The 18,002-nt window shown below is 59.9% G+C and carries 13 protein-coding genes, 1 tRNA gene and 1 pseudogene; 7 read left to right on the top strand and 8 right to left on the bottom strand.

Annotated features, from left to right (window positions below; translation table 11 throughout):
* The first annotated feature begins 69 nt into the window (after positions 1–69).
* Positions 70–1,215, top strand: coding sequence for an ACP S-malonyltransferase (locus tag K8U03_10945; protein MCE9605403.1), 1,146 nt, complete (start codon positions 70–72; stop codon positions 1,213–1,215).
* A 19-nt stretch (positions 1,216–1,234) separates the two neighbouring features.
* Here the strand turns inward: K8U03_10945 and K8U03_10940 are convergent, their stop codons facing one another.
* Positions 1,235–3,106 (bottom strand): hypothetical protein, encoded by a 1,872-nt coding sequence (locus K8U03_10940; protein ID MCE9605402.1) that lies wholly within the window; start codon positions 3,104–3,106, stop codon positions 1,235–1,237.
* Positions 3,107–3,399: 293 nt separating this feature from the next.
* Between K8U03_10940 and K8U03_10935 the strand changes: the two genes are divergently transcribed.
* Positions 3,400–5,319 carry a redoxin domain-containing protein gene (locus tag K8U03_10935; GenBank protein MCE9605401.1) on the top strand — a complete coding sequence of 640 codons (1,920 nt, stop codon included), beginning with the start codon at positions 3,400–3,402 and terminating at the stop codon, positions 5,317–5,319.
* A gap of 40 nt (positions 5,320–5,359) precedes the next feature.
* On the opposite strand, the gene K8U03_10930 is transcribed toward K8U03_10935, so the two are convergent.
* The 4 genes from K8U03_10930 to K8U03_10915 form a co-directional block, all read right to left on the bottom strand.
* Positions 5,360–6,829 (bottom strand): NADH:flavin oxidoreductase, encoded by a 1,470-nt coding sequence (locus K8U03_10930; protein MCE9605400.1) that lies wholly within the window; start codon positions 6,827–6,829, stop codon positions 5,360–5,362.
* Between the two features lie 110 nt (positions 6,830–6,939).
* Positions 6,940–7,368: an ATP-binding protein gene (locus tag K8U03_10925; protein ID MCE9605399.1), complete on the bottom strand. Its 429-nt coding sequence runs from the start codon at positions 7,366–7,368 to the stop codon at positions 6,940–6,942.
* A 115-nt stretch (positions 7,369–7,483) separates the two neighbouring features.
* Positions 7,484–7,843, bottom strand: coding sequence for an STAS domain-containing protein (locus tag K8U03_10920; protein ID MCE9605398.1), 360 nt, complete (start codon positions 7,841–7,843; stop codon positions 7,484–7,486).
* A gap of 256 nt (positions 7,844–8,099) precedes the next feature.
* The gene (locus K8U03_10915) at positions 8,100–8,675 is read right to left on the bottom strand and encodes a hypothetical protein (protein MCE9605397.1); all 576 of its coding nucleotides are present in this window, start codon (positions 8,673–8,675) and stop codon (positions 8,100–8,102) included.
* A gap of 322 nt (positions 8,676–8,997) precedes the next feature.
* Between K8U03_10915 and K8U03_10910 the strand changes: the two genes are divergently transcribed.
* Positions 8,998–9,921, top strand: coding sequence for a hypothetical protein (locus K8U03_10910; protein ID MCE9605396.1), 924 nt, complete (start codon positions 8,998–9,000; stop codon positions 9,919–9,921).
* Between the two features lie 5 nt (positions 9,922–9,926).
* On the opposite strand, the gene K8U03_10905 is transcribed toward K8U03_10910, so the two are convergent.
* Both K8U03_10905 and K8U03_10900 read right to left on the bottom strand, forming a co-directional pair.
* Complete coding sequence (locus K8U03_10905; GenBank protein ID MCE9605395.1) at positions 9,927–10,223, bottom strand: hypothetical protein; 297 nt, start codon at positions 10,221–10,223, stop codon at positions 9,927–9,929.
* A 157-nt stretch (positions 10,224–10,380) separates the two neighbouring features.
* On the bottom strand, positions 10,381–10,701 hold the full coding sequence (locus tag K8U03_10900; GenBank protein ID MCE9605394.1) for a hypothetical protein: 321 nt from the start codon (positions 10,699–10,701) through the stop codon (positions 10,381–10,383).
* A 386-nt stretch (positions 10,702–11,087) separates the two neighbouring features.
* On the opposite strand from K8U03_10900, the gene K8U03_10895 reads away from it, so the two are divergent.
* The 3 genes from K8U03_10895 (at position 11,088) to K8U03_10885 (ending at position 15,850) form a co-directional block, all read left to right on the top strand.
* Positions 11,088–14,501, top strand: coding sequence for an MFS transporter (locus K8U03_10895; protein ID MCE9605393.1), 3,414 nt, complete (start codon positions 11,088–11,090; stop codon positions 14,499–14,501).
* 193 nt (positions 14,502–14,694) lie between these two features.
* The gene (locus K8U03_10890) at positions 14,695–15,606 is read left to right on the top strand and encodes a right-handed parallel beta-helix repeat-containing protein (protein ID MCE9605392.1); all 912 of its coding nucleotides are present in this window, start codon (positions 14,695–14,697) and stop codon (positions 15,604–15,606) included.
* Between the two features lie 171 nt (positions 15,607–15,777).
* A tRNA-Asn gene (locus K8U03_10885) sits at positions 15,778–15,850 on the top strand.
* A gap of 229 nt (positions 15,851–16,079) precedes the next feature.
* Here K8U03_10885 and K8U03_10880 read toward each other — a convergent pair.
* Positions 16,080–16,694, bottom strand: a pseudogene (locus K8U03_10880) (tyrosine-type recombinase/integrase).
* Positions 16,695–16,901: 207 nt separating this feature from the next.
* Between K8U03_10880 and K8U03_10875 the strand changes: the two are divergent.
* Positions 16,902–17,132, top strand: a complete 231-nt coding sequence (locus tag K8U03_10875; GenBank protein ID MCE9605391.1) for a hypothetical protein — start codon at positions 16,902–16,904, stop codon at positions 17,130–17,132.
* Positions 17,133–18,002: the final 870 nt, after the last annotated feature.

Genomic DNA, 18,002 nt, shown 5'->3' with positions numbered 1-18,002 from the left:
AACCTGCGACATTCGCGTTGATCTACATACCGGTTTTCCAGCGATTTCCTTCCCGGACGGGCTGTGCCTATGCCGACGACTTGGACGCAGCATATCGGTTCGACCGCGCTCGCTTTTCGCGGCTACAACCTGACCAATCTGGGGCGGACACCGGAGTTGCTCGCGCATCCGGCGTACGGGCCGATCGTGGAACGCCACTTAAGGCTCGCCGGAACGATTCATGCCGAAGCGACGCATCGGGCGACCGACTTGGTCGCGCGGGTCGCGGCGCGGCGCGAGAGCACCTTGGATTCGTTTTCCGAAGACATCGCGCTCATCATCGCCGCCGAGATGGCGCAGCTGGAATTACTCGATCAGTTTTTCGACATCGATTATCGCGGCGCGCGGATATCGCTCGGTTACAGTCTCGGCGAGATTACGGCCCTCGTCGCCGGCGGGACGTTCGTCGTCGAGCAGGTGCTGCCGCCGCTGGTGAGTTTGGCGGGCGATTGCGCCGCCTTGGCCCATGATCTTTCGATGGGAATTCTCTTCTCACGCGGGCCGGAACTCGACCTCGCGGCCGTGCATCGGCTTTGCATCGAAGTCAACATGGAAGGCCAAGGCGTCATCGCCGTTTCGTCTTACCTGTCGCCGAACACCGTGTTGCTGCTCGGCCAACGTGAGACTCTGGCGACGTTCAAAGCGCGCGTGCCGACGGCCCTGGGGAAGCGCGTGAACCTGAGGAAAGCCGATGGTGCGTGGCCGCCGTTGCACACGCCGATCCTTTGGGAGCGAAACATACCGGCGCGCGCGGGTCTTGCTCTGCACACGCTCGGCGGAGGCCTGACGGCACCGCATCCGAACATTGTTTCGCTCGTCACCGGTAAGTTGAGCTACAACAATTACAACGCGCGGGAAACCATCGTGGCTTGGCTGGAGAAGCCGCAGCGCTTGTGGGACGGCATCTGCGAGATCCTGGCTAGCGGTGCCGAAACTGTCGTGCATATCGGTCCCGATCCCAATTTGCTGCCCGCTACGTTTCAACGCTTGAGCGACAACGTGCGAGCGCAGATGGGAGGCAACTGGCTCAATCAATGGAGCAAGCAAGCGGTTTCGTTGATCGCGCGCCGCGCGTGGCTGGCGCCGTTGTTGTCGACGCGCGCTTCGCTGTTGCGAGCTCCCTACGTGCAGCAGATCGTGCTCGAAGATTGGCTGCTGTCGCAAGACGTCCGGTAAAACAGCTCGATCGAGCTCGTTATTGATAACCGATTATCAGCCAACCGTCGCGACATTCGAGTTGCTTGAGGTTGATATTTCCGAGCGGGCCGAAGCCGTCTCCCTTCGGCAGAATCAAGCTGTTGAAACGTCCCTGCTCTTGCATAAACGCGGCGAGTTTCTCTTCGATGTGCGGCAAGAGAGTACGCCGCTGTTCGTCGGTCCAGGGCTTGCCGTCGAGCGGGGCGATCTCGTAATTTCCGACGCGGTTGAACGTCATCCCGAGCCGCGTGTTCTCGACCGCGTACTTCACATGCAGGTCGATCTTGCGGTCGAATCGCTGCTCACCGATTTTCCAACCGACGGTGTGGATCGTCAGGTCGATGCAGCCGTTCTCGAAGATCAAGGTGGTCGGATGATCGACGTCGATCGTGACCGACCAAGGGGTGCTGTTGGAAAAGACACGCAGCGCCGGCGGAACGTGCATCGTCGCTACTTGCGAATAGTGCTCGATGTCTTCGTCGGTGATTTCCGCTCCGCCCCAAACGACCCGCGCCGAGCCGTTGTTTAAGATCGATTGATGCAGAGCGATACCGACGGCCGTTGCGGAAGCGAGCTCCGGCGGTGGGCCCGATGCCGCGAGTTGCGAGTTGCGCGCTTGGCTGATTAGCAGCTCGATATATTTCGAGGTCGAGCGCGAGCCGACCAGCGGCACTTCGTCGATCCGGAGCGGGCGGCGAATCATATAGTCTTGGTAGTAGTCTTGCGCTTTCTTGAGCGGCTCGATCATTTCCTCATCGAGACGTTGCTCGATCCGCCGACTGATCAACCTGGCGACTTCTTTTTCGACGGCGTTTTGCTGCTCCTTCGCTTTGCTCCAGGCGGCTCGTGTGAACGCCGGCTTAAGCAAACTGCTGAGGACCGGCGGAGTAACGTCGATCTGGCGAATCCCGATCGAGGCATTGCAGCGAGTGTCGGCAGGGGCGGCGGCGAGACCCTTCGAGGGGTCGAAGAAGAGGACCTTATTCGCATCGAAATGCGAGCTGCTGCTGCTGTAGATCACGGCCGGGCCGTTCGTGCCGACGTTGCTTGCCGAACGGGTGTTGCCGGCCATTCGCAGCACGACTTGCGCCTGGCGTGGGTTCTCGATCGAGACCAATTCCAGACGCCCGAAGGTTTGCGATGGGCCGCGCGTTTGCGTGCCGAGAACATTGGCCCGCTGCATGCTGACTTCGTTGATGTCGCGACCGACGTATTGGCTGATGAAGTTCGTATCGATCCGAACGACGGCGTTGGGATACGACCAGTGACGCCGCATTGCGGCGACGAGATCCGGGGCCTGTCCGGCATCTTCGAGCCAAGCGAGAGCGACCCCGATACGTTGCTCGGCTGCTTGATGAGCGCCGGTCCGATGGAGTCGGATCGCCGCACGGAGCTCTTGCAGTTGCTCGAGATACGCGGCTTGTAAATTCGTCGAATTTCTCGCCAGCGCCGAGGCGTAGTTTTTGGCGGCCGTTCTCAACGCGACGACTTCATCGCTTTCCAAGCCCTCGACGTCGGCCGTGAGGCTGCGACGGACCAGTTCCAACGTCGCCGCTTGATCGGCATGGCTTCGCGTGAACGAATCTTCAAGGGCTTCCGTATGCAGGTAGCTTTCCCAAGCGTTGCGCGCAGCTGGAGCGAGCGAGGCCAGCGCGCCGCGCAAGTGCGTGATCGCGGCAGACAAATCTTGGCGTCGAAGTTCGAGATCGTTCGCGGTCGGCGAAACGGGTGTCGCTGCGGCGTCGACCAGCAATCGTTCCCAAGCGGCGACCGTGGCGGGCGCAATCTCGGAGCCGTAGCTTGCGGTTCCGTAATGACTTAGCAAGCCGGTGAGGAAAAAGACTCTTATGAGCCGTCTGAGGCACAACATAGGGAGTTCTTTTCTGCTCGATTCGAGGGAACGAGATTCCGCGCAACGATAAGTACGCTTACCGGGATAGATTCGCCCTAGAGAGTCGCCGGGATGAAGTGATTGCCTTAAATTCGGGTTGTAGCAGCCACGACACCCCCTCATTTTAGCGCGTTTAATCGAAAGAAACGCGTGGCATTGGATTTACCGGCCCGCTTCGACCGATTTTAGAGAAGTGAAGCTTCGCGCACGAACGTACGCGCTGCTATCGCAAGATGGTGATACTCCGCCGGCCTGCCCTACGAGCGACGATTATGGCGATTCGATTCCTACGGTTTTCGATGCTCTTTGCCATCTGCTTGGCTAGCTGTGCGGCATTCTTCGCTCGCTGTGCGACGGCTGCCGAGACAGGCTCCGCTTACGCCACTCCGGTCTTGGTCGATCGGTGGGGAGTCGAGCATCTTTGGTCTACCGATCTCACGTCGCTGCCCGATGGACCGGCGCGGGGTTATGCCGTCGTTTTTCTCGACGTGAATTGCCCGATCGTTACGCGCATGGCTCCCGTGTTGAACGAACTCAGCGGACGCTACCTTGCCGAGCGGGTGCAGTTCATCGGAGTGTATTCCAACGCCGGGCTGACGCGCATGAAAATGGCGAGCCATAAGCAAAAACTCGACCTAGCGTTTCCGGTGTTTCTCGACGTCGACGGCGGCCTCGCGCGGCTCTTGAAAGCTCGCGCTACGCCGGAAGCGTTTTTGCTCGACGAGAAACTCGCCGTCCGCTATCGGGGCATGATCAACGATGGCGGCTGGAAGAAAAGCCCCGGCGCGAAGAACACCGATTATCTGGCCGACGCGATCGACGCCTTGCTCACCGGCGGCAAGGCGATCGCCGAGACCCGGGCTCAGGGATGCGAATTGCAACTCCCCCCCGTCGAACGGAAGCTCGCCGCGAAGACTCTGACCTATCACGACGACGCCGCTAAGATCATTCACAAGCGTTGCGTTAGTTGCCACTATCCGGGCGGGATCGGACCGTTCGAGCTGTCGACGTTCGAGTCGGTCCGCGATGAAGCGGCGACGATCCGTCGCGAAGTCGCATACCAACGGATGCCGCCGTGGCACGCCGACGATTCGCGCGGCTTGGCGATCGAAGATGTGCAAGCGCTGACGGACGAAGAGCGACGCACGATCATCGATTGGATCGATCAAGGATTGGCCCGACAGAAGAGCGGCGAAGCCGAGTGGCTGGTCGCAGGAACCCCGCCGGCGGTTCCTTTGGCATTGCCGAAACTCCCCAAGCCGGGCGAGTTCACGATCGGCAGCGGTAAACCGGATTACGTCGTGCGGATGCCGAAGCCGTTTATGGTGAAGGCGTCGTCGGTCGTCGAGTATCAATACTTTTGGGTCCCGAACGATCTCAACGAAGATCGCTATATTCAGGCGCTGGAGTTGTTGCCGGGGAATCGTCGCGTCGTGCATCACATGCAGGCGTTCTTGATCTCGAAGAAACAGCGACCGGCCGACACGACGAAGCCCTTGAGCGGCGCGTTCATGATGGCGAAGGTGAACGGCTACGGCGGCAAGGATTGTTGGCGCATCGGCAGCTATACACCGGGCGATCAATATAGCGCCCGGACGTTTGCTCCGGATGAAGGAGTACACTTCCCGGCCGGGTTCGATCTCGTATTCGAGATTCATTACACGTCGATCGACGAAGACGCTACCGATCGGTCGTCGGTCGGCATCGTGTGGCGCAAGAATTCACAACCGCCGGCGAAACTGATCGCCGATCAGTTGTTCCTCCGTCCGCGCAATATCGACATCGAGCCGCACGCCCCGCATACGCGCACGGAGTGGCTGCCGTACTTCAAGCAGAACGTCCTGTTGATCGATGTGCGCCCGCACATGCACTTGCGCGGCGGCGATGCTCAGTTGACAGTCGTTTATCCCGACGGCCGCGAAGAGTTGTTGGTCGTCGTACCGGCGTTCGACTTCAACTGGCAGCGGCGCTATCTGTTTCGCGAGCCGGTGCGGCTGCCTGCCGGATCGACCTTAAAATTCGTCGGCCATTGGGACAACACCCGACTGAACCCGAACAACCCGAACCCGGAATCGCGGGTCTTGTTCGGCGAAGAGAGCACGGATGAGATGTCGAACCTCGGCGTGACGTATCGCGTCGATACGGAAGCGGAGATGCAGGCGCTACGAAGAATGGCACCGGTCACGAAGTAAGCCGAGGTGCGAGCTTCGTTCGTCGATACTTGTTCGCTATCTATTCGCTTTCTTTCAATTCGTTCTTCGTGAGCCGTAGCTCGTTGAACTCCGGCATCTCTTTGTAGTAAGGGTCGAGCGGATAGCAGCCTGAGATGATGCCGTTGCGAGGGGCCGTGGTGCAGTCGCTGAAGGTGCGGCAGACCTTCTTGCGCGCCGTGGTGCCGAGCTTCAAGCAATCGTCGGGCAGTTCGGGATACGAGAGAACCATTCGACCCAGCCCGACGGAATCGATCCAGCCGGCTCGCACGACCGCTTGCGCGACGTGCGGCAGATAGTCTTGCAGATAGGAGTAGCCGGTGCCGATGAGCGGCAATCCCGGCACCGCTTCTTTGCAGAGTCGTGCGGCGTGGATTTGTCGCGCGACGCCGACCAGCGGATCTTCCGGCGGTTGATAACCATCGCTCGGTGGGAAGATCGCCGGGCGTTGGATGTGGGGATTGTAGTAAGGGCTGCCGCACGAAAGATTCACCATCGCGACTCGCGCCGCTTGGAGCATTCGCAACAGCTCGAAGGTCTCGCGCAGGTCGTAAGCGAGCGGGTTTTCTGTGTCGGTGCCGAAGCCATATCGATATGGAAGCGCATCGGCGTAGTCCATCGGCTCGCCGACTTCGCGACTGGTTCGATACGGCACGAAGTCGAAAGCGCTCAGGCGGACGCCGATCATGAGCCGGGGATACTCGGCTTGGATACGATCGATGATCGTGAGCAGAAGGCGAGCCCGACCGGCTAAGTCGCCGCCGAAGCGGCCCGGGCGCGTACGAGCGCTGAGGAATTCATGTAGCAGATAGCCGTGGCAGGCCTTCACGTCGACGAATTGATATCCGACGTCCGCCGCGAGCCCCGCCGCGACGACGAAGCTTTCGATGAGGCGTTCGAGGTCGTCGTCGGTCCACACCACCGAGTCATCGTCTGGAGCGATGCCGAACTTGGCGTCGAGCAACGGGTGATGGTAAGCGATGCGCGGCTCGAGTTGCTTCGAGTGCGGGCGCGAGAAGCGGCCGGAGTGCGTGAGTTGAAGGCCGACCAAGAGATCGTCGGTCGAGTCGAAGCGCTCGCGATGTGCGACGAGCAACTCTTCGCGCAACTCGGCGAGGCCCGACTTGTTCGCTTCGACGGCGAGCGTTTGGCGCGGGTTCGCGCGGCCGTCGGGTTGCACGGCCGCGGCCTCGCCTCCCCAGATGAGCTTGGCGCCGCTCAGACCGAAGTTGCGCCAGCGACGCAGTGTGTGGGGCGAGGGAGAACCATCGCGTTCGGCGTCCCAGCCTTCCATCGGATGGATGCACCAACGATTGCCGACGCGTAACGTGTTGCCCCGCGAGTCGTGAACTTCGAGCGGTGCGGCAAGGGGCGAGCCTTGCACGGCGGTGAGGATCTCGTCGTCGACCGGCAGCTCGATCCGTAAGGCAGCTAGCCGCTCACGAAGCGCGCCGACGGACTTTAATTGCGCGACTTTAGGATAGGAGGTCACGAACCCTCATGCCTCGCCGAAGACTTACTGGTTAGAAAGCGAGTCGGCTTAGATCGAAGAAGAGACGAGGCGATCGAAGAGGCCGGAGCGAAGCGTGCTGAGGAAATAGGTTAGCGGGCGTGCTTGCGGCTTTTTTCCATCGTGACCATGTTGCCGACGTCGTTGTACTCGACGAACGACATGAAATTGCGCATCAGCATGATGCCGCGCCCGGAACACTTGTCGAGATTCTCTTCCTCGGTGCAATCGGGGACGTCGTCGATTTTGAAGCCGGGCCCTTCGTCGCGAATGCGGATATACAACCGCTCGGGCGAAAGCTTGCATTCGACATGGACCGACTTGGCTTCATCCATCCGATTGCCGTGTTTCACGGCGTTGACTAAGGCTTCTTCCAAGGCGAGATGCACGCCGAAGATGTCGTGCGGAAACCAGTTTTCCCCCTCAAGCCGCGCGAGGATGCTTTCGAGAATGCGCTTCGCCTCGGCCGTGCGGCTGGGAAACGACTCCTCGAGGTGCCAGATCCATTCATCAAGCGACATAGACATCAGGGCGATGCTCAAGTTTCCGTATGATGGGAGGTCGCGCCGTCTTTCAAGGTGCGCGGGAATCGATCGCAAGCGGGAAGAACGACAGGGTGAGTCGTGATCGGTTTCCTTAAGCGCTGAAAGCAGCCAGGGCCTCGGCCTCTTCGTCGCGAATATCGAACAGCTTATTCAAACGGGTGATGGCGAACACTTCGTAGATTTCAGGCTTGATGTTGCTGAGCAACAGCCGGCCGGTGTGTTGTTTGACCTTCTTTTCCAGCTTAATCAGCTCTCCGAGCGTTTCGCTCGAAAGAAATTCCACGGTCGTAAAATTGAGCAAAAGCTTCTTCTTGTTCTGCTCTTCGACGAGCGCGAACAGCTCTTTGCCGAGCTCGTGAATGTTGGTCACGTCGAGGATTTTTCGATCGACGAAGCGGACAACCGTGACATCTCCGACTTCCGAGACTTCCAAACGACGACGACCGGCCATGGAGCGTATATCCTGCTGAAAACGAACGGAGTCGGGATCAAGGAACGAGCCCGTGAACGATCCGCGACCGGATGCCGGCACGGAAATTCAACGACTCGTTAAGCGGAAAATCCTTCTGCTCGCGACGCTTCTTATTTACTAAGCACGTCGTAAGCCATTACTCCGTCTGATGATATACCGCCCCCTTGGGGTGTCAAGGAGTTTCGAGCGCTCGCGCCGTCAGCAATTATCGCGGCGCACTCGGCTAGGTAAAGGGCTAGGGCTTCGCCGGGGCCAAGGGGCTGGAAGCCAGGGGATCGGCCAACTTGCGCGGCTCCCCTTTCGCCGGGAGCGATTTCACCAGGGCCCGAGAAATCTGCAAATAGTTCGAGGCGCGGAACTCCGTGAGGGTGCCGCTGACGCTCCACTCGAGCTGCGAGCCGGACTCTTCCAAAACGCGTGTAACCCGTTCCAGCGACAAGTTTTCCAAGACGACGAAGTGGGCATCCGGATTCGTCGCTAGGAAGATCACTCGGTCGCCACGCAGCTCGAATCGTCCCCGCCGGTCGACGAGCTTGGCCCCCTCGCGCTGCCGGAGTCGGGGCCTGTTGTCGTCGTCTACCGCAGGCAAGCTCCCGGCTTTCGGACCGGCCAGGACATTGTCGACTCGGTCGGGATCGACGACCGTCTGCGGCGTGGCAGGAGAATTGGCTGCTGGCCGTGCCGGGGCACCGGCTGCCGGTGGCTGTTCGCCCCTGGCGGGATTCGCTTGCTCGCCAAGAGCGACGAGCCCGAACGACAGGAAAAGCACTCGGGTTGTCGTCGCAATGACCTTACGGATGGGGAAACGCATAGGGAGACCTGCGGCAATGCGAGCGGTACGAAACGAGGCATCCATGAGGCAGCTACTAGCTACTACTATCCTCGGCTACGCACAGGCCCGGGTTGCAGGAGAACGGGGAGATATGGCTGCATGAGGGTTCGACGAATGATGCGAAAATGCCACGTCCGCTCCGGAGCTAGGCGTTCCCGGAAATCTCCACGCGCGAGCTTAAGTCGTTGCCCAGTCATCGCTTTCGGAGCGTTCGGCATGGCGTGGGAGCTTGGCTGGTATCGCGTTTGCTTTTGGAATCAGCCGTCGCCGGTTGCCCGATCCGCAAACTCCGCTGAGATTCATGTCACGTCTTTGCAACCATCGCTGTGTTCGAGCCGTTTGCCGTTTCGGCTTCGTGTTCGGCGTTGTCTTGGCGATGGTACCGCAAGCGTTGGCCGAACCGGTCGTGGTGCATGTGAAGAGCGGTCGGCGATTCACGGCGGAGATCGATCCTCGCTCGGACGCCTCGCATCTTTGGCTCCGATTCAGCAAGGAAGCCTCGGCGATCTTGCGGCCGATCGAATGGTCGGCCATCACCGAGCTGCGCCAGGGAAACACGGTGCTGCCGATCGAGCGTGTCCGCGACCAAGCGATCGCGCTGCGGAAAACCCTGCCACTGAAAAAGACTGCTCCGATTGAAAGCCGAGCGGTAGTCGGAAGCGCCGCTAAAGGGACGTTCCGGACGTGGCCGACCGTGCCCGCCTCGGCGACCGCACCGCTAAGCGAATACTCACCCGTCCGAAGTATCAGCGTCGAGGCGTACCTCGCCAATTGGGATGCCGATGTCGAGTCCGACGGTCTGCTCCTCTCGCTTGCAGCGCTCGATGGCACCGGCCTTTCGATGCCGATCAACGGCACTCTCGAAGTGGAGCTCATCGGCGATCGGCAACCGCCGCTTTCGCGAGGCAATGCGTTTCCCGTGCTGGCTCGTTGGTCGCGCCAAGTCACCGTGGCCGAGATGGAAGCCTCGGGCGGCTACTTCAAGACGCGGCTTGAGTTTCAGGCGTTGCATCCTGAATACCAGCTTTGGCTCAGCAACCACGCACTCGTACACGTCCGGTTGTTGGTGCCTGGAGACGGAGCGTTCGAGGCGAGCATCGACGCCGTGCCGATGCGAAGATTCTCGCCGGTTCGCGAACGGGCGCAACAAGCCTTCGGTACGCGGTTTTTACCGAACGAACAAACCGGACGGGGCCACCGAGAGTCGTCGAGCTACGGTCCCTAGTCCGCTTAGCCGCCGCCCGGCTTGGGCATCGCGAGGCTATGCAGAATTAAGACGGAACCGAGCGAGATCGCGGCCCAACCGATCCATTGCGGCGGCACGACCGTTTTTCGCGGCAAAGGGCCCGCGGCCGGAAACAGCTTCGTCGTCGTGTTGACGATTTGCACGCTCGGTTCTTCCGACTGTTCCATCAGCCAACGGGTCGACTCTTCGTTGAGCACGTACGACTCGACCATCCGTAGTTGGATGCCGACGAGCAGGATGAAGATTCCTGCGATGAAGTAGTGGTAGCGATTCAGTTCCACGGAACGTCTCCGAAACGGCGAACCGGCGGGGTGCGTAGAGGTGCGGTCGCGCTCACGACGTACCCTCAAGATCGACCACGCAAGCGGCGTTACTTCAACGCTCCGAATCAGGTAGCGAATGCGCCGATTCTAGCGACCGCGCCGGGCCACGGTCGGGCTAGCGCTGCGGATTCGCCGGGGCTCGGCCGAATTGATCGACGAAGCCTTGCGCGGCGTCTTGGATCTGATGCACGGCTTGGCCGCCGATAACTTTCTCGAACTTATTGGCCTGCGTGATCGCGGCCGTGAGCTGTTTGTGTTGGGCCCAGTCGGTCGGACCGAATGCGCGGCAATCCACGTAGGTTTCCGTGAACGTCGGAGTGAGTTTCGGAATCATTTCGACGCCGTCTTTCGTTTGCACGAAGTGGTACGACAACGACGCGAACACCGCGACGCCCCCGAAAATGCATCCCATGAGAAACGGGCCGAAACCTCTCATCTTCACGTCTCCTGCCTGCGATAGTCGGTGGAACGTCGCCGAAAAGTCCGATTGCGTGGTCGGCATCGGAATTGGGTGCGGGAGTCTAGCGAAGTCGCTGCTTCGTGAGAAGGCTGAACCGTCGGAGGCGGTAGGCGACTTAGCCGGCGTTCGTATTCACAACGCTTTCCACTTGTCGCGTTGACGCCCGACAGGGGGGCACTTAGATTGTGATTTCCGGCAAAATTCACGGCCTGTTCTCTCCTGCCCGGCTCCGGACCTCCGCATTCTCTCGCACCGTTAGGACTTCTATTTTTTCCGGCATGAAGGCCCCGCCCACTCCTAGCTCAGCTCCTGCTGCCGTCGATCGTAACGAACTCCTGAGTCGTAGCTTTCTCGCGCTCGTCGTGACCCAATTCTTAGGGGCGACGAACGACGCTTCGCTGCGCTACATCCTGCCGACGGCCTGCGCCGCCCTGCTCTCCGAGCAGCGGCAAGCCCTCGCGATCGCGATGCCGGCAATTTGCTTTCTCGTTCCCTGGATCATTCTGTCGCCGGTCGCGGGTTATCTGGCCGATCGGGTGTCGAAGCAACGCGTGCTCGTCGCTTGCAAGATTTCCGAGCTCGTCTGCATGGTCGGGCTCGTGGCGGCGCTGCTGAGCCGGCTGCCGGAAGCGATCTGCATCGTCGCGTTTTGTTTCGCGGCGACGCTTGCCCTTTGCAACCCGTCGAAGCTCGGCTCGATTCCCGACATGGTTCGCTTCGAGCGCATTCCGGGAGCGAACGCCGTGATCGGCTTGGTTACCGTGATCGCATTGGTCGTCGGTTACGGGCTCGGTAGCTGGCTGTTTGCGTTTAGTTTTTCGCAGTATGGGTCGACTTCGTTCGGCGACGACGGCGGCGATTGGTGGCTGATGGCGATCGCGTTCGTTTGCATCGGCGTCGTCGGCGTCGGCGCATCGCTCCTGATCAAGCAACTGCCCGCGGCCGACGCCACGGTTCGGCTATCGTGGAACTTCCCGCGCACGATGGCTGCCGATCTCCGTTCGTTGCGAGTCAGCAAACACATGTCGATGGTCGTCGCGACGTATGCTTTCTATTGGTCGCTCGGCACCTTCTCGTCGCTGACGACGCTCTCGTATGCCGCCGAGATATTGCACGTAAAAGACTTGGATCGGGGCATGTTGCTCGGAGCGCTCACGCTCGGGGCCGGCCTGGGAAGCGTTGCTGCGGGCATCCTCTCCGCCGGGATCATCGAACTCGGGCTGGTGCCGATCGGGGCGTTGCTCTTCTCGCTGGCGAGCGCGGCCCTGTATTTCACATTCGATTCCTACGCCGCCACGGTCGTGGCGCTGCTCGTGCTCGGCTTCGGCGGCGGCTTGGTCAACGTGCCGCTCTACTCCTACATCCAAGGTCGCAGTCCGCCCGAGAAACGGGGCTCGATTTTAGCGGCCAACAACTTCGTCGCCTTTCTCTCGATGTTGGCCGCGACCGGCTTCTTCTACCTGTTGCTCTCACAAGATATCTTCGTCTACCGAGAGCCGCTCCTCTCGCCGCGCGGCGTATTTCTTTCGGCCGGGTTGTTGTCGTTGCCGCTAGCGCTCTTCGGCTTTTACGTGGCGCGCATGATGGTGGTGCGCGTGCTCGTCGGCATGTTGTTTCGCTGCTTCTTTCGCGTCGAAGCTTACGGCCGCGACGACTTACCGCGCGGCGGCGCGCTCTTGGTATGCAATCACCTGTCTTGGGTCGATGGTCTGTTGATCGGCATCACGTGCCCGCGCCCGCCGCGAATGATCGCCTATGCGGCTTACGTGCAGCATCCTGCCACGGCTTGGTTTTGCAAATTTACGAATGTGATTCCGATCGAGCCCGGGACTCGGCAAGCGGTCGGCGCGATTCGAGAAGCGCGCGAAGCGATCCGCAACGGTGAGTATGTCTGCATTTTTGCCGAAGGATGTTTGTCGCGAACCGGACAGCTCTTGCAATTTCAGCCCGGCCTCCTCAAAGTGCTGAAAGATACCGGCGCGCCGATCGTGCCGATGTATCTCGAAGGCTTGTGGGGGACCATCTTCAGCTTCTCCGAAGGGAAGTTTTTTTGGAAGCGGCCGAAGAAATGGCGACACCCTTTGGCCGTTCACTATGGGCCGCCGCTCGTCGGCACGGAGGAAGTCGCACCGGTGCGCCGAGCGGTGGAAATGGTTTGGCAGCACGCCGATGAACTACGAAAGCCTCATACCATGATTCTTACGCGACGTTTTCTGCGCGAATGCCGAAAGAGCCGGAGCCGCTCGAAAGCGGCCGACACGATGGGAGCCGAACTCACCGGCGGCACGATGCTGCTCCGGACGCTCATGCTCGAACGCTTGTTGCGCCGGCACACCTTGGCCGCCGACGAACGCTTCGTCGGCGTGTTGCTTCCCCCTTCCGTCGGCGGGCTCTTGGCGAACTCGGCGCTGGCGCTCGGCAAGCGTGTTTCTGTGAACCTGAACTACACGATGTCTGCCGACGTGATGAACGCCTGCATCAAGCAAGCCGGCATTCGCCATGTGTTGACGAGCCGGAAGGTGATGCAGAAGCTCGATATGAAGTTGGACGCCGAGATCGTGTATCTCGAAGACTTCCGCGATAAGGTAACGACGCTCGATAAGGTCGTCGTCGGCGCGCAAGCCTATGCGCTGCCGGTTGCATTGCTCGAACGAATCTTCGGCCTCACCACGATTTCGCCCGATGACTTGCTCACCGTGATCTTCACGTCGGGCAGCACCGGCGAACCGAAGGGAGTGATGCTCTCTTACGACAACATCGGCACGAACGTCGCGGCGATCAATCAAGTGGTTCACTTGCGCGAATCGGACGTGATCGCCGGCATCTTGCCGTTCTTTCATTCGTTCGGCTACACCGTCACGCTTTGGACGATCCTCACGCTGCCCCCTAAAGGGGCTTATCACTTCTCGCCGCTCGACGCGCGCCAAATCGGCGAGCTTTGCCGCACCCATAAGGTGACGATTCTGCTCGCGACGCCGACGTTTCTCCGTTCTTATCTGCGCCGCTGTCCGAAAGAAGATCTCGCGACGGTCGACGTCGTCGTTGCCGGGGCGGAGAAACTGCCGGTCGATCTTTGCGATGCGTTCGAGAAACAATTCGGCGTTCGCCCCTCGGAAGGCTACGGTTGCACGGAGCTTTCGCCGCTGGTGTCGGTCAACGTTCCTGCTTCGCGAGCGCCGAAGCAAGATCAAGCAGTTGCGAAAGAAGGAACCGTCGGGCGCGCGGTGCCGGGCGTCATTGCGAAGATTACCGATCTCGACACGGGCGAAGAGCTGCCGGCCGACAAGCCCGGCATGCTTTGGATCAAAGGCCCGAACGTGATGCTCGGATACTTGCATCAACCGGACAAGACGGCGCAAGTGATTCGCGACGGTTGGTACATGACGGGCGACGTCGCCCTGCTCGACCGCGACGGCTTCATCAAGATCACCGGCCGTGAAAGCCGGTTCTCGAAGATCGCCGGCGAAATGGTGCCGCACATCAAGATCGAAGAGACGCTCGCCACGATCATCAAATCCGGCGAAGACGAGACCAGCTACGTCGTCACGGCGGTGCCCGACGATAAGCGGGGCGAGCGCATCGTCGTGGTGCATACGAAGCTCGAACAAACTCCCGACGCGATCGTGAAGGCTTTGCAAACTTCCGGTTTGCCGAACCTCTGGATCCCTTCCGCCGACAGCTTCATCGAAGTCGAGAAGATTCCGGTTCTAGGGACCGGGAAGCTCGATCTGCGCGGCATCAAAACCGTTGCGTTGGAAAAGTTCGGGCCTCGCTAAACGCTTGAGCGGCTCCTTGAGCCTGCCCCGAACTGCCCAATTCCGGCATTTCTCTCCATCGCGAGCGGTTTGTTCTTGCGCTGCAAACGCAGGAAAACAGCGATCCGGCAAAGGGGATGCGGGAAAATCGTCAAGCTCGGCACAAACCGCGTGCTAGAGTTAGAGGACGATTTTCCGTTTCGGAGTTTTCCAGATGCGCTTTCGCCCACTAGCGATGCTTTGCGGTTTGTTGCTCGGCTTCGCCGACGCGGCCTCGGCACGTCAGCTTTACATCAGCAACATCGCCGGCGACGACCAAGCGGACGGAACCTCGCCCGAGTCGACCGTGAACGGCGGGCCCGTCCGCACCATCGGGCGAGCGATCCAGCTTGCGCGGCCGGGCGACCTGCTGGTCGTCGCGAATACCGGCATCGCTTACCGCGAGAGCTTGAGTCTTTCGTCGGCCGATCAATCGGGTAGCGCGGTTCAGCCTTTCACGATCTTGGGCAACGGCGCCGTGCTCGACGGCACTTTGCCGATTCCGGTCAAGGCTTGGGAGGCGGTTCGAGGCGATCTTTATCGCTTCCATCCTCCGCAAGGCGGATGGCACCAACTCTTCTTCGCCGACGGAAAGCCGGTCGCGAAGATTCCGGTCGAAGCAGCCTCAGGCAAGCTCCCGACGCTCGCTCCGGGGCAATGGTGCTCGCACGACGGATACATCTATTTCCGTTTGGAACCGAGCAAGATCCCGCACGACTATACGCTCTACTACGCCGCGCTTCCGGTCGGCATTACGCTCTATCACGTCCACGACGTGCGCATCGTCGACCTGACGATTCAAGGCTTTCGTCGCGACGGGGTCAACGTTAACGACGGCGTTCGCAATGCCCGTCTTGGCGGCTTGATCCTACGCGGCAACGGTCGCGCCGGGCTCGTCGTCGGCGGTAGTTCGCAAGTCGAAGCCGACGGCTGTTTGTTGGGTAATAACGGCTCAGCGCAAACCATCGTCGACGGCTACTCGACGCTGAGCCTGAAGCAGTGCGAGCTGCTGGAAAACCCCGCCCCGCCAATCGTCCGCACGGGCGGCCACAACCGATTATTCGTCAACGGAGAAATGAAACCGTAAGCGAAGCGGTGTCGTATCCTTCAAGAGCTTTCACGCTGTTGCCAAAGCGGCCGTGCAAGCATGGACGCAACACCGGAGAAGGCCGAGTTTCGGTTAAGCGGCAGGGCAAAGTCGGTTGCAGATCAGGACTTGCCGAACTTCCGCGATTGATTTATCTTATTCCTACTACTTTCCCCGATAGCTCAGTTGGTAGAGCGCGCGACTGTTAATCGCAAGGTCCAAGGTTCGAGTCCTTGTCGGGGAGCTTGATCGTTCGTACAGTATCGTAAGCCCTCGTAATTCACCGGAATTGCGAGGGTTTCTGTATTTCTATCCGGCTCGCTACGAGCCGAACCCGCCGCGTACTGCACCGGATTTTGCAGCGCGCTTTCGGTCGTTTCGACGACCTTCGCAGCCTCGGGCGTGCGAGCCTTCGCGGCCCGCTCAAACTCCGAGTCGGGCACTTGGAAGTAGTGCTTATTCGCGACCGCTTCGGTGTTTCCGATCCACGCGCAGACGATATGCGGCGCGAATCCCTGAATCACGAGCTCGCTTTGCCGAGTGCTGCGGAGATTCTGGAAGAGCTTTTCCCATGGCGTCAGGCCCGCGCGGAGGATGATTCGCTCGAAGTGAGTGCGAAGATTCACCTTCGCCGAGCGATACCGCGTGATAACGAAATCAGAGCTCTTAGGCGCTTGTGCGAAGGATGCTTCGAGATGCGGTCGAAGCTCGGGGAACAGTGGAACCATGCGCGATTCTTTCCCTTCGTGATGCTCGGTCTTCGGCGACCAAACGCGCATGCGGTTCTTGCCCCAGTCGATATCGCTCCACTTCAGCAGCAGATGCTCCGAAGGACAACGCAAGCCGCCGAAGCGACTCAGGGCGAAGATCAACCGCCATTCGGCATCGGGGCAAGCGTCTAAGACCTTTGCGGCATCTTCGGCCGTGAGATAGTAGAAGCGACTCGGGTTCCCTCTGACGTTCGACACGATATCAACGAACTGATTCTTCGCGACGAAGTCTTTCCGAATCGCCGCATTCCAAAACTGCTTCGCCCGACCGCAGTGCCGCCGAGTCGTGTTCTCGGCCATCCCTTCATCGAGCAGCATCGTGCGGAACTGCTCGGCGTCGGTCGGCCCGATCGATTTCAAGTCGCGATCGGCGCCGTAACACTCGACGAGCTTTCCGGCCGATTGCCGAATGTGCATCATCGTCGACGGCTTGAGATCCTTGCGGCCGGCAATGTACTGGTCGAGAAACGGCTTGAGCTTGATATTATTCCGCCGCGGCACGAGTTCGACATCGGCAAGCTTGTCGTGCAGCGACTGATCGAGCTTCGCGAGCCATCGCGAGGAATCGTTGTCGATCGCATGCCCGGCGATCTTGGCCGTGATGAGATACTCGACTCGAAGCTTGAGCGTCTCGGCGTCCTTGATCGTCATCTTGCCGAGGCGGATACTCTTCCGCTTCTGCCCGCCGATCTTGAATTGAATCGTGCGACGGTCGTTCTCTTCGCTCGTGATGCTTGCCATAGCTTTGAATCCTAAAAGAAAAAAGCGGGCGCCGCCGGGACACGACGACGCCCGCTCCCAAGATCATACCGAATCGGAACTCCGTTTGGCGATGAACGCCTCAAGGTCCGCAACCGCATATCCGTGATATCGCCCGCGAGTCCGGATTGAGGCTCGAGGATGCTCTGCATGGATGCAACGGTCCGCAAACGTTTCGGGATTTGACTGAACTTACGTCGCTCAATCAGATCATGGCATTAGAAGGCTTGGCGAGCTGTTTCCGCGCGGGGAGAATCCGGCAACGATTAATTCGTGGAGGCACGGCTGCTGCCGGCACATGGCATTACTCCCTGGCTCACTCTGCAACAGCGGCTGCCTAGTACGAGCCTGAACACGTCAACGGACTTCGGTCCCGTGCGGAGGCGCATTTCTTGCTTTCGCACGGGACTTTTCATTCTGCGACGACTTGCGAATGTTCACGATCACGCCGCTGAGCACTTTCGCACTCAATGAGGCACCGCGCGAACCGTGATCGGAGCCCTCGCATAATTCACGCAATGCATCGACTGTGAGCTCCGAATGACGGGCTCATCAGATCCAGGGCGATCTTATGTTCCCAACCACGAAGAAATCACGGTTGAAGTAATCGCAAATGCGAATACCAATCACGCTCGTGGAATTGCGATTCGAGTGACGCGATGTATCTCGTCTCGCAAGTGTCGTAAATAAGTAACAGCTGCTCCGTAGAAAACATCGGATAATATTCGTCAGCTAGCAAGGGTGGTTCGGCAACTCTCGTCGTATGAAGACGACGAAGAGTCCGCGTCGGGTGTTGCGGTTCGCGTTGGCGACGGGCCTGTTGGAGTTGCCCGCTTGCTCGCATCGCTCGAGCCCGCATAAGTTCAC

It is taken from the genome of Planctomycetia bacterium (assembly GCA_021413845.1).
Classification (GTDB): domain Bacteria; phylum Planctomycetota; class Planctomycetia; order Pirellulales; family PNKZ01; genus PNKZ01.
The sequence above is the reverse complement of the archived record's forward strand: the minus strand, read 5'-3'. Positions and strand labels throughout refer to the sequence as shown.

Bases quoted from the DNA above. Each gene is read 5' to 3' on its own strand.
- K8U03_10945 (MCE9605403.1), top strand. From the start codon at position 70: ATGCCGACGACTTGGACGCAGCATATCGGTTCGACCGCGCTCGCTTTT.
- K8U03_10940 (MCE9605402.1), bottom strand. From the start codon at position 3,106: ATGTTGTGCCTCAGACGGCTCATAAGAGTCTTTTTCCTCACCGGCTTG.
- K8U03_10935 (MCE9605401.1), top strand. From the start codon at position 3,400: ATGGCGATTCGATTCCTACGGTTTTCGATGCTCTTTGCCATCTGCTTG.
- K8U03_10925 (MCE9605399.1), bottom strand. From the start codon at position 7,368: ATGTCGCTTGATGAATGGATCTGGCACCTCGAGGAGTCGTTTCCCAGC.
- K8U03_10920 (MCE9605398.1), bottom strand. From the start codon at position 7,843: ATGGCCGGTCGTCGTCGTTTGGAAGTCTCGGAAGTCGGAGATGTCACG.
- K8U03_10915 (MCE9605397.1), bottom strand. From the start codon at position 8,675: ATGCGTTTCCCCATCCGTAAGGTCATTGCGACGACAACCCGAGTGCTT.
- K8U03_10910 (MCE9605396.1), top strand. From the start codon at position 8,998: ATGTCACGTCTTTGCAACCATCGCTGTGTTCGAGCCGTTTGCCGTTTC.
- K8U03_10900 (MCE9605394.1), bottom strand. From the start codon at position 10,701: ATGAGAGGTTTCGGCCCGTTTCTCATGGGATGCATTTTCGGGGGCGTC.
- K8U03_10890 (MCE9605392.1), top strand. From the start codon at position 14,695: ATGCGCTTTCGCCCACTAGCGATGCTTTGCGGTTTGTTGCTCGGCTTC.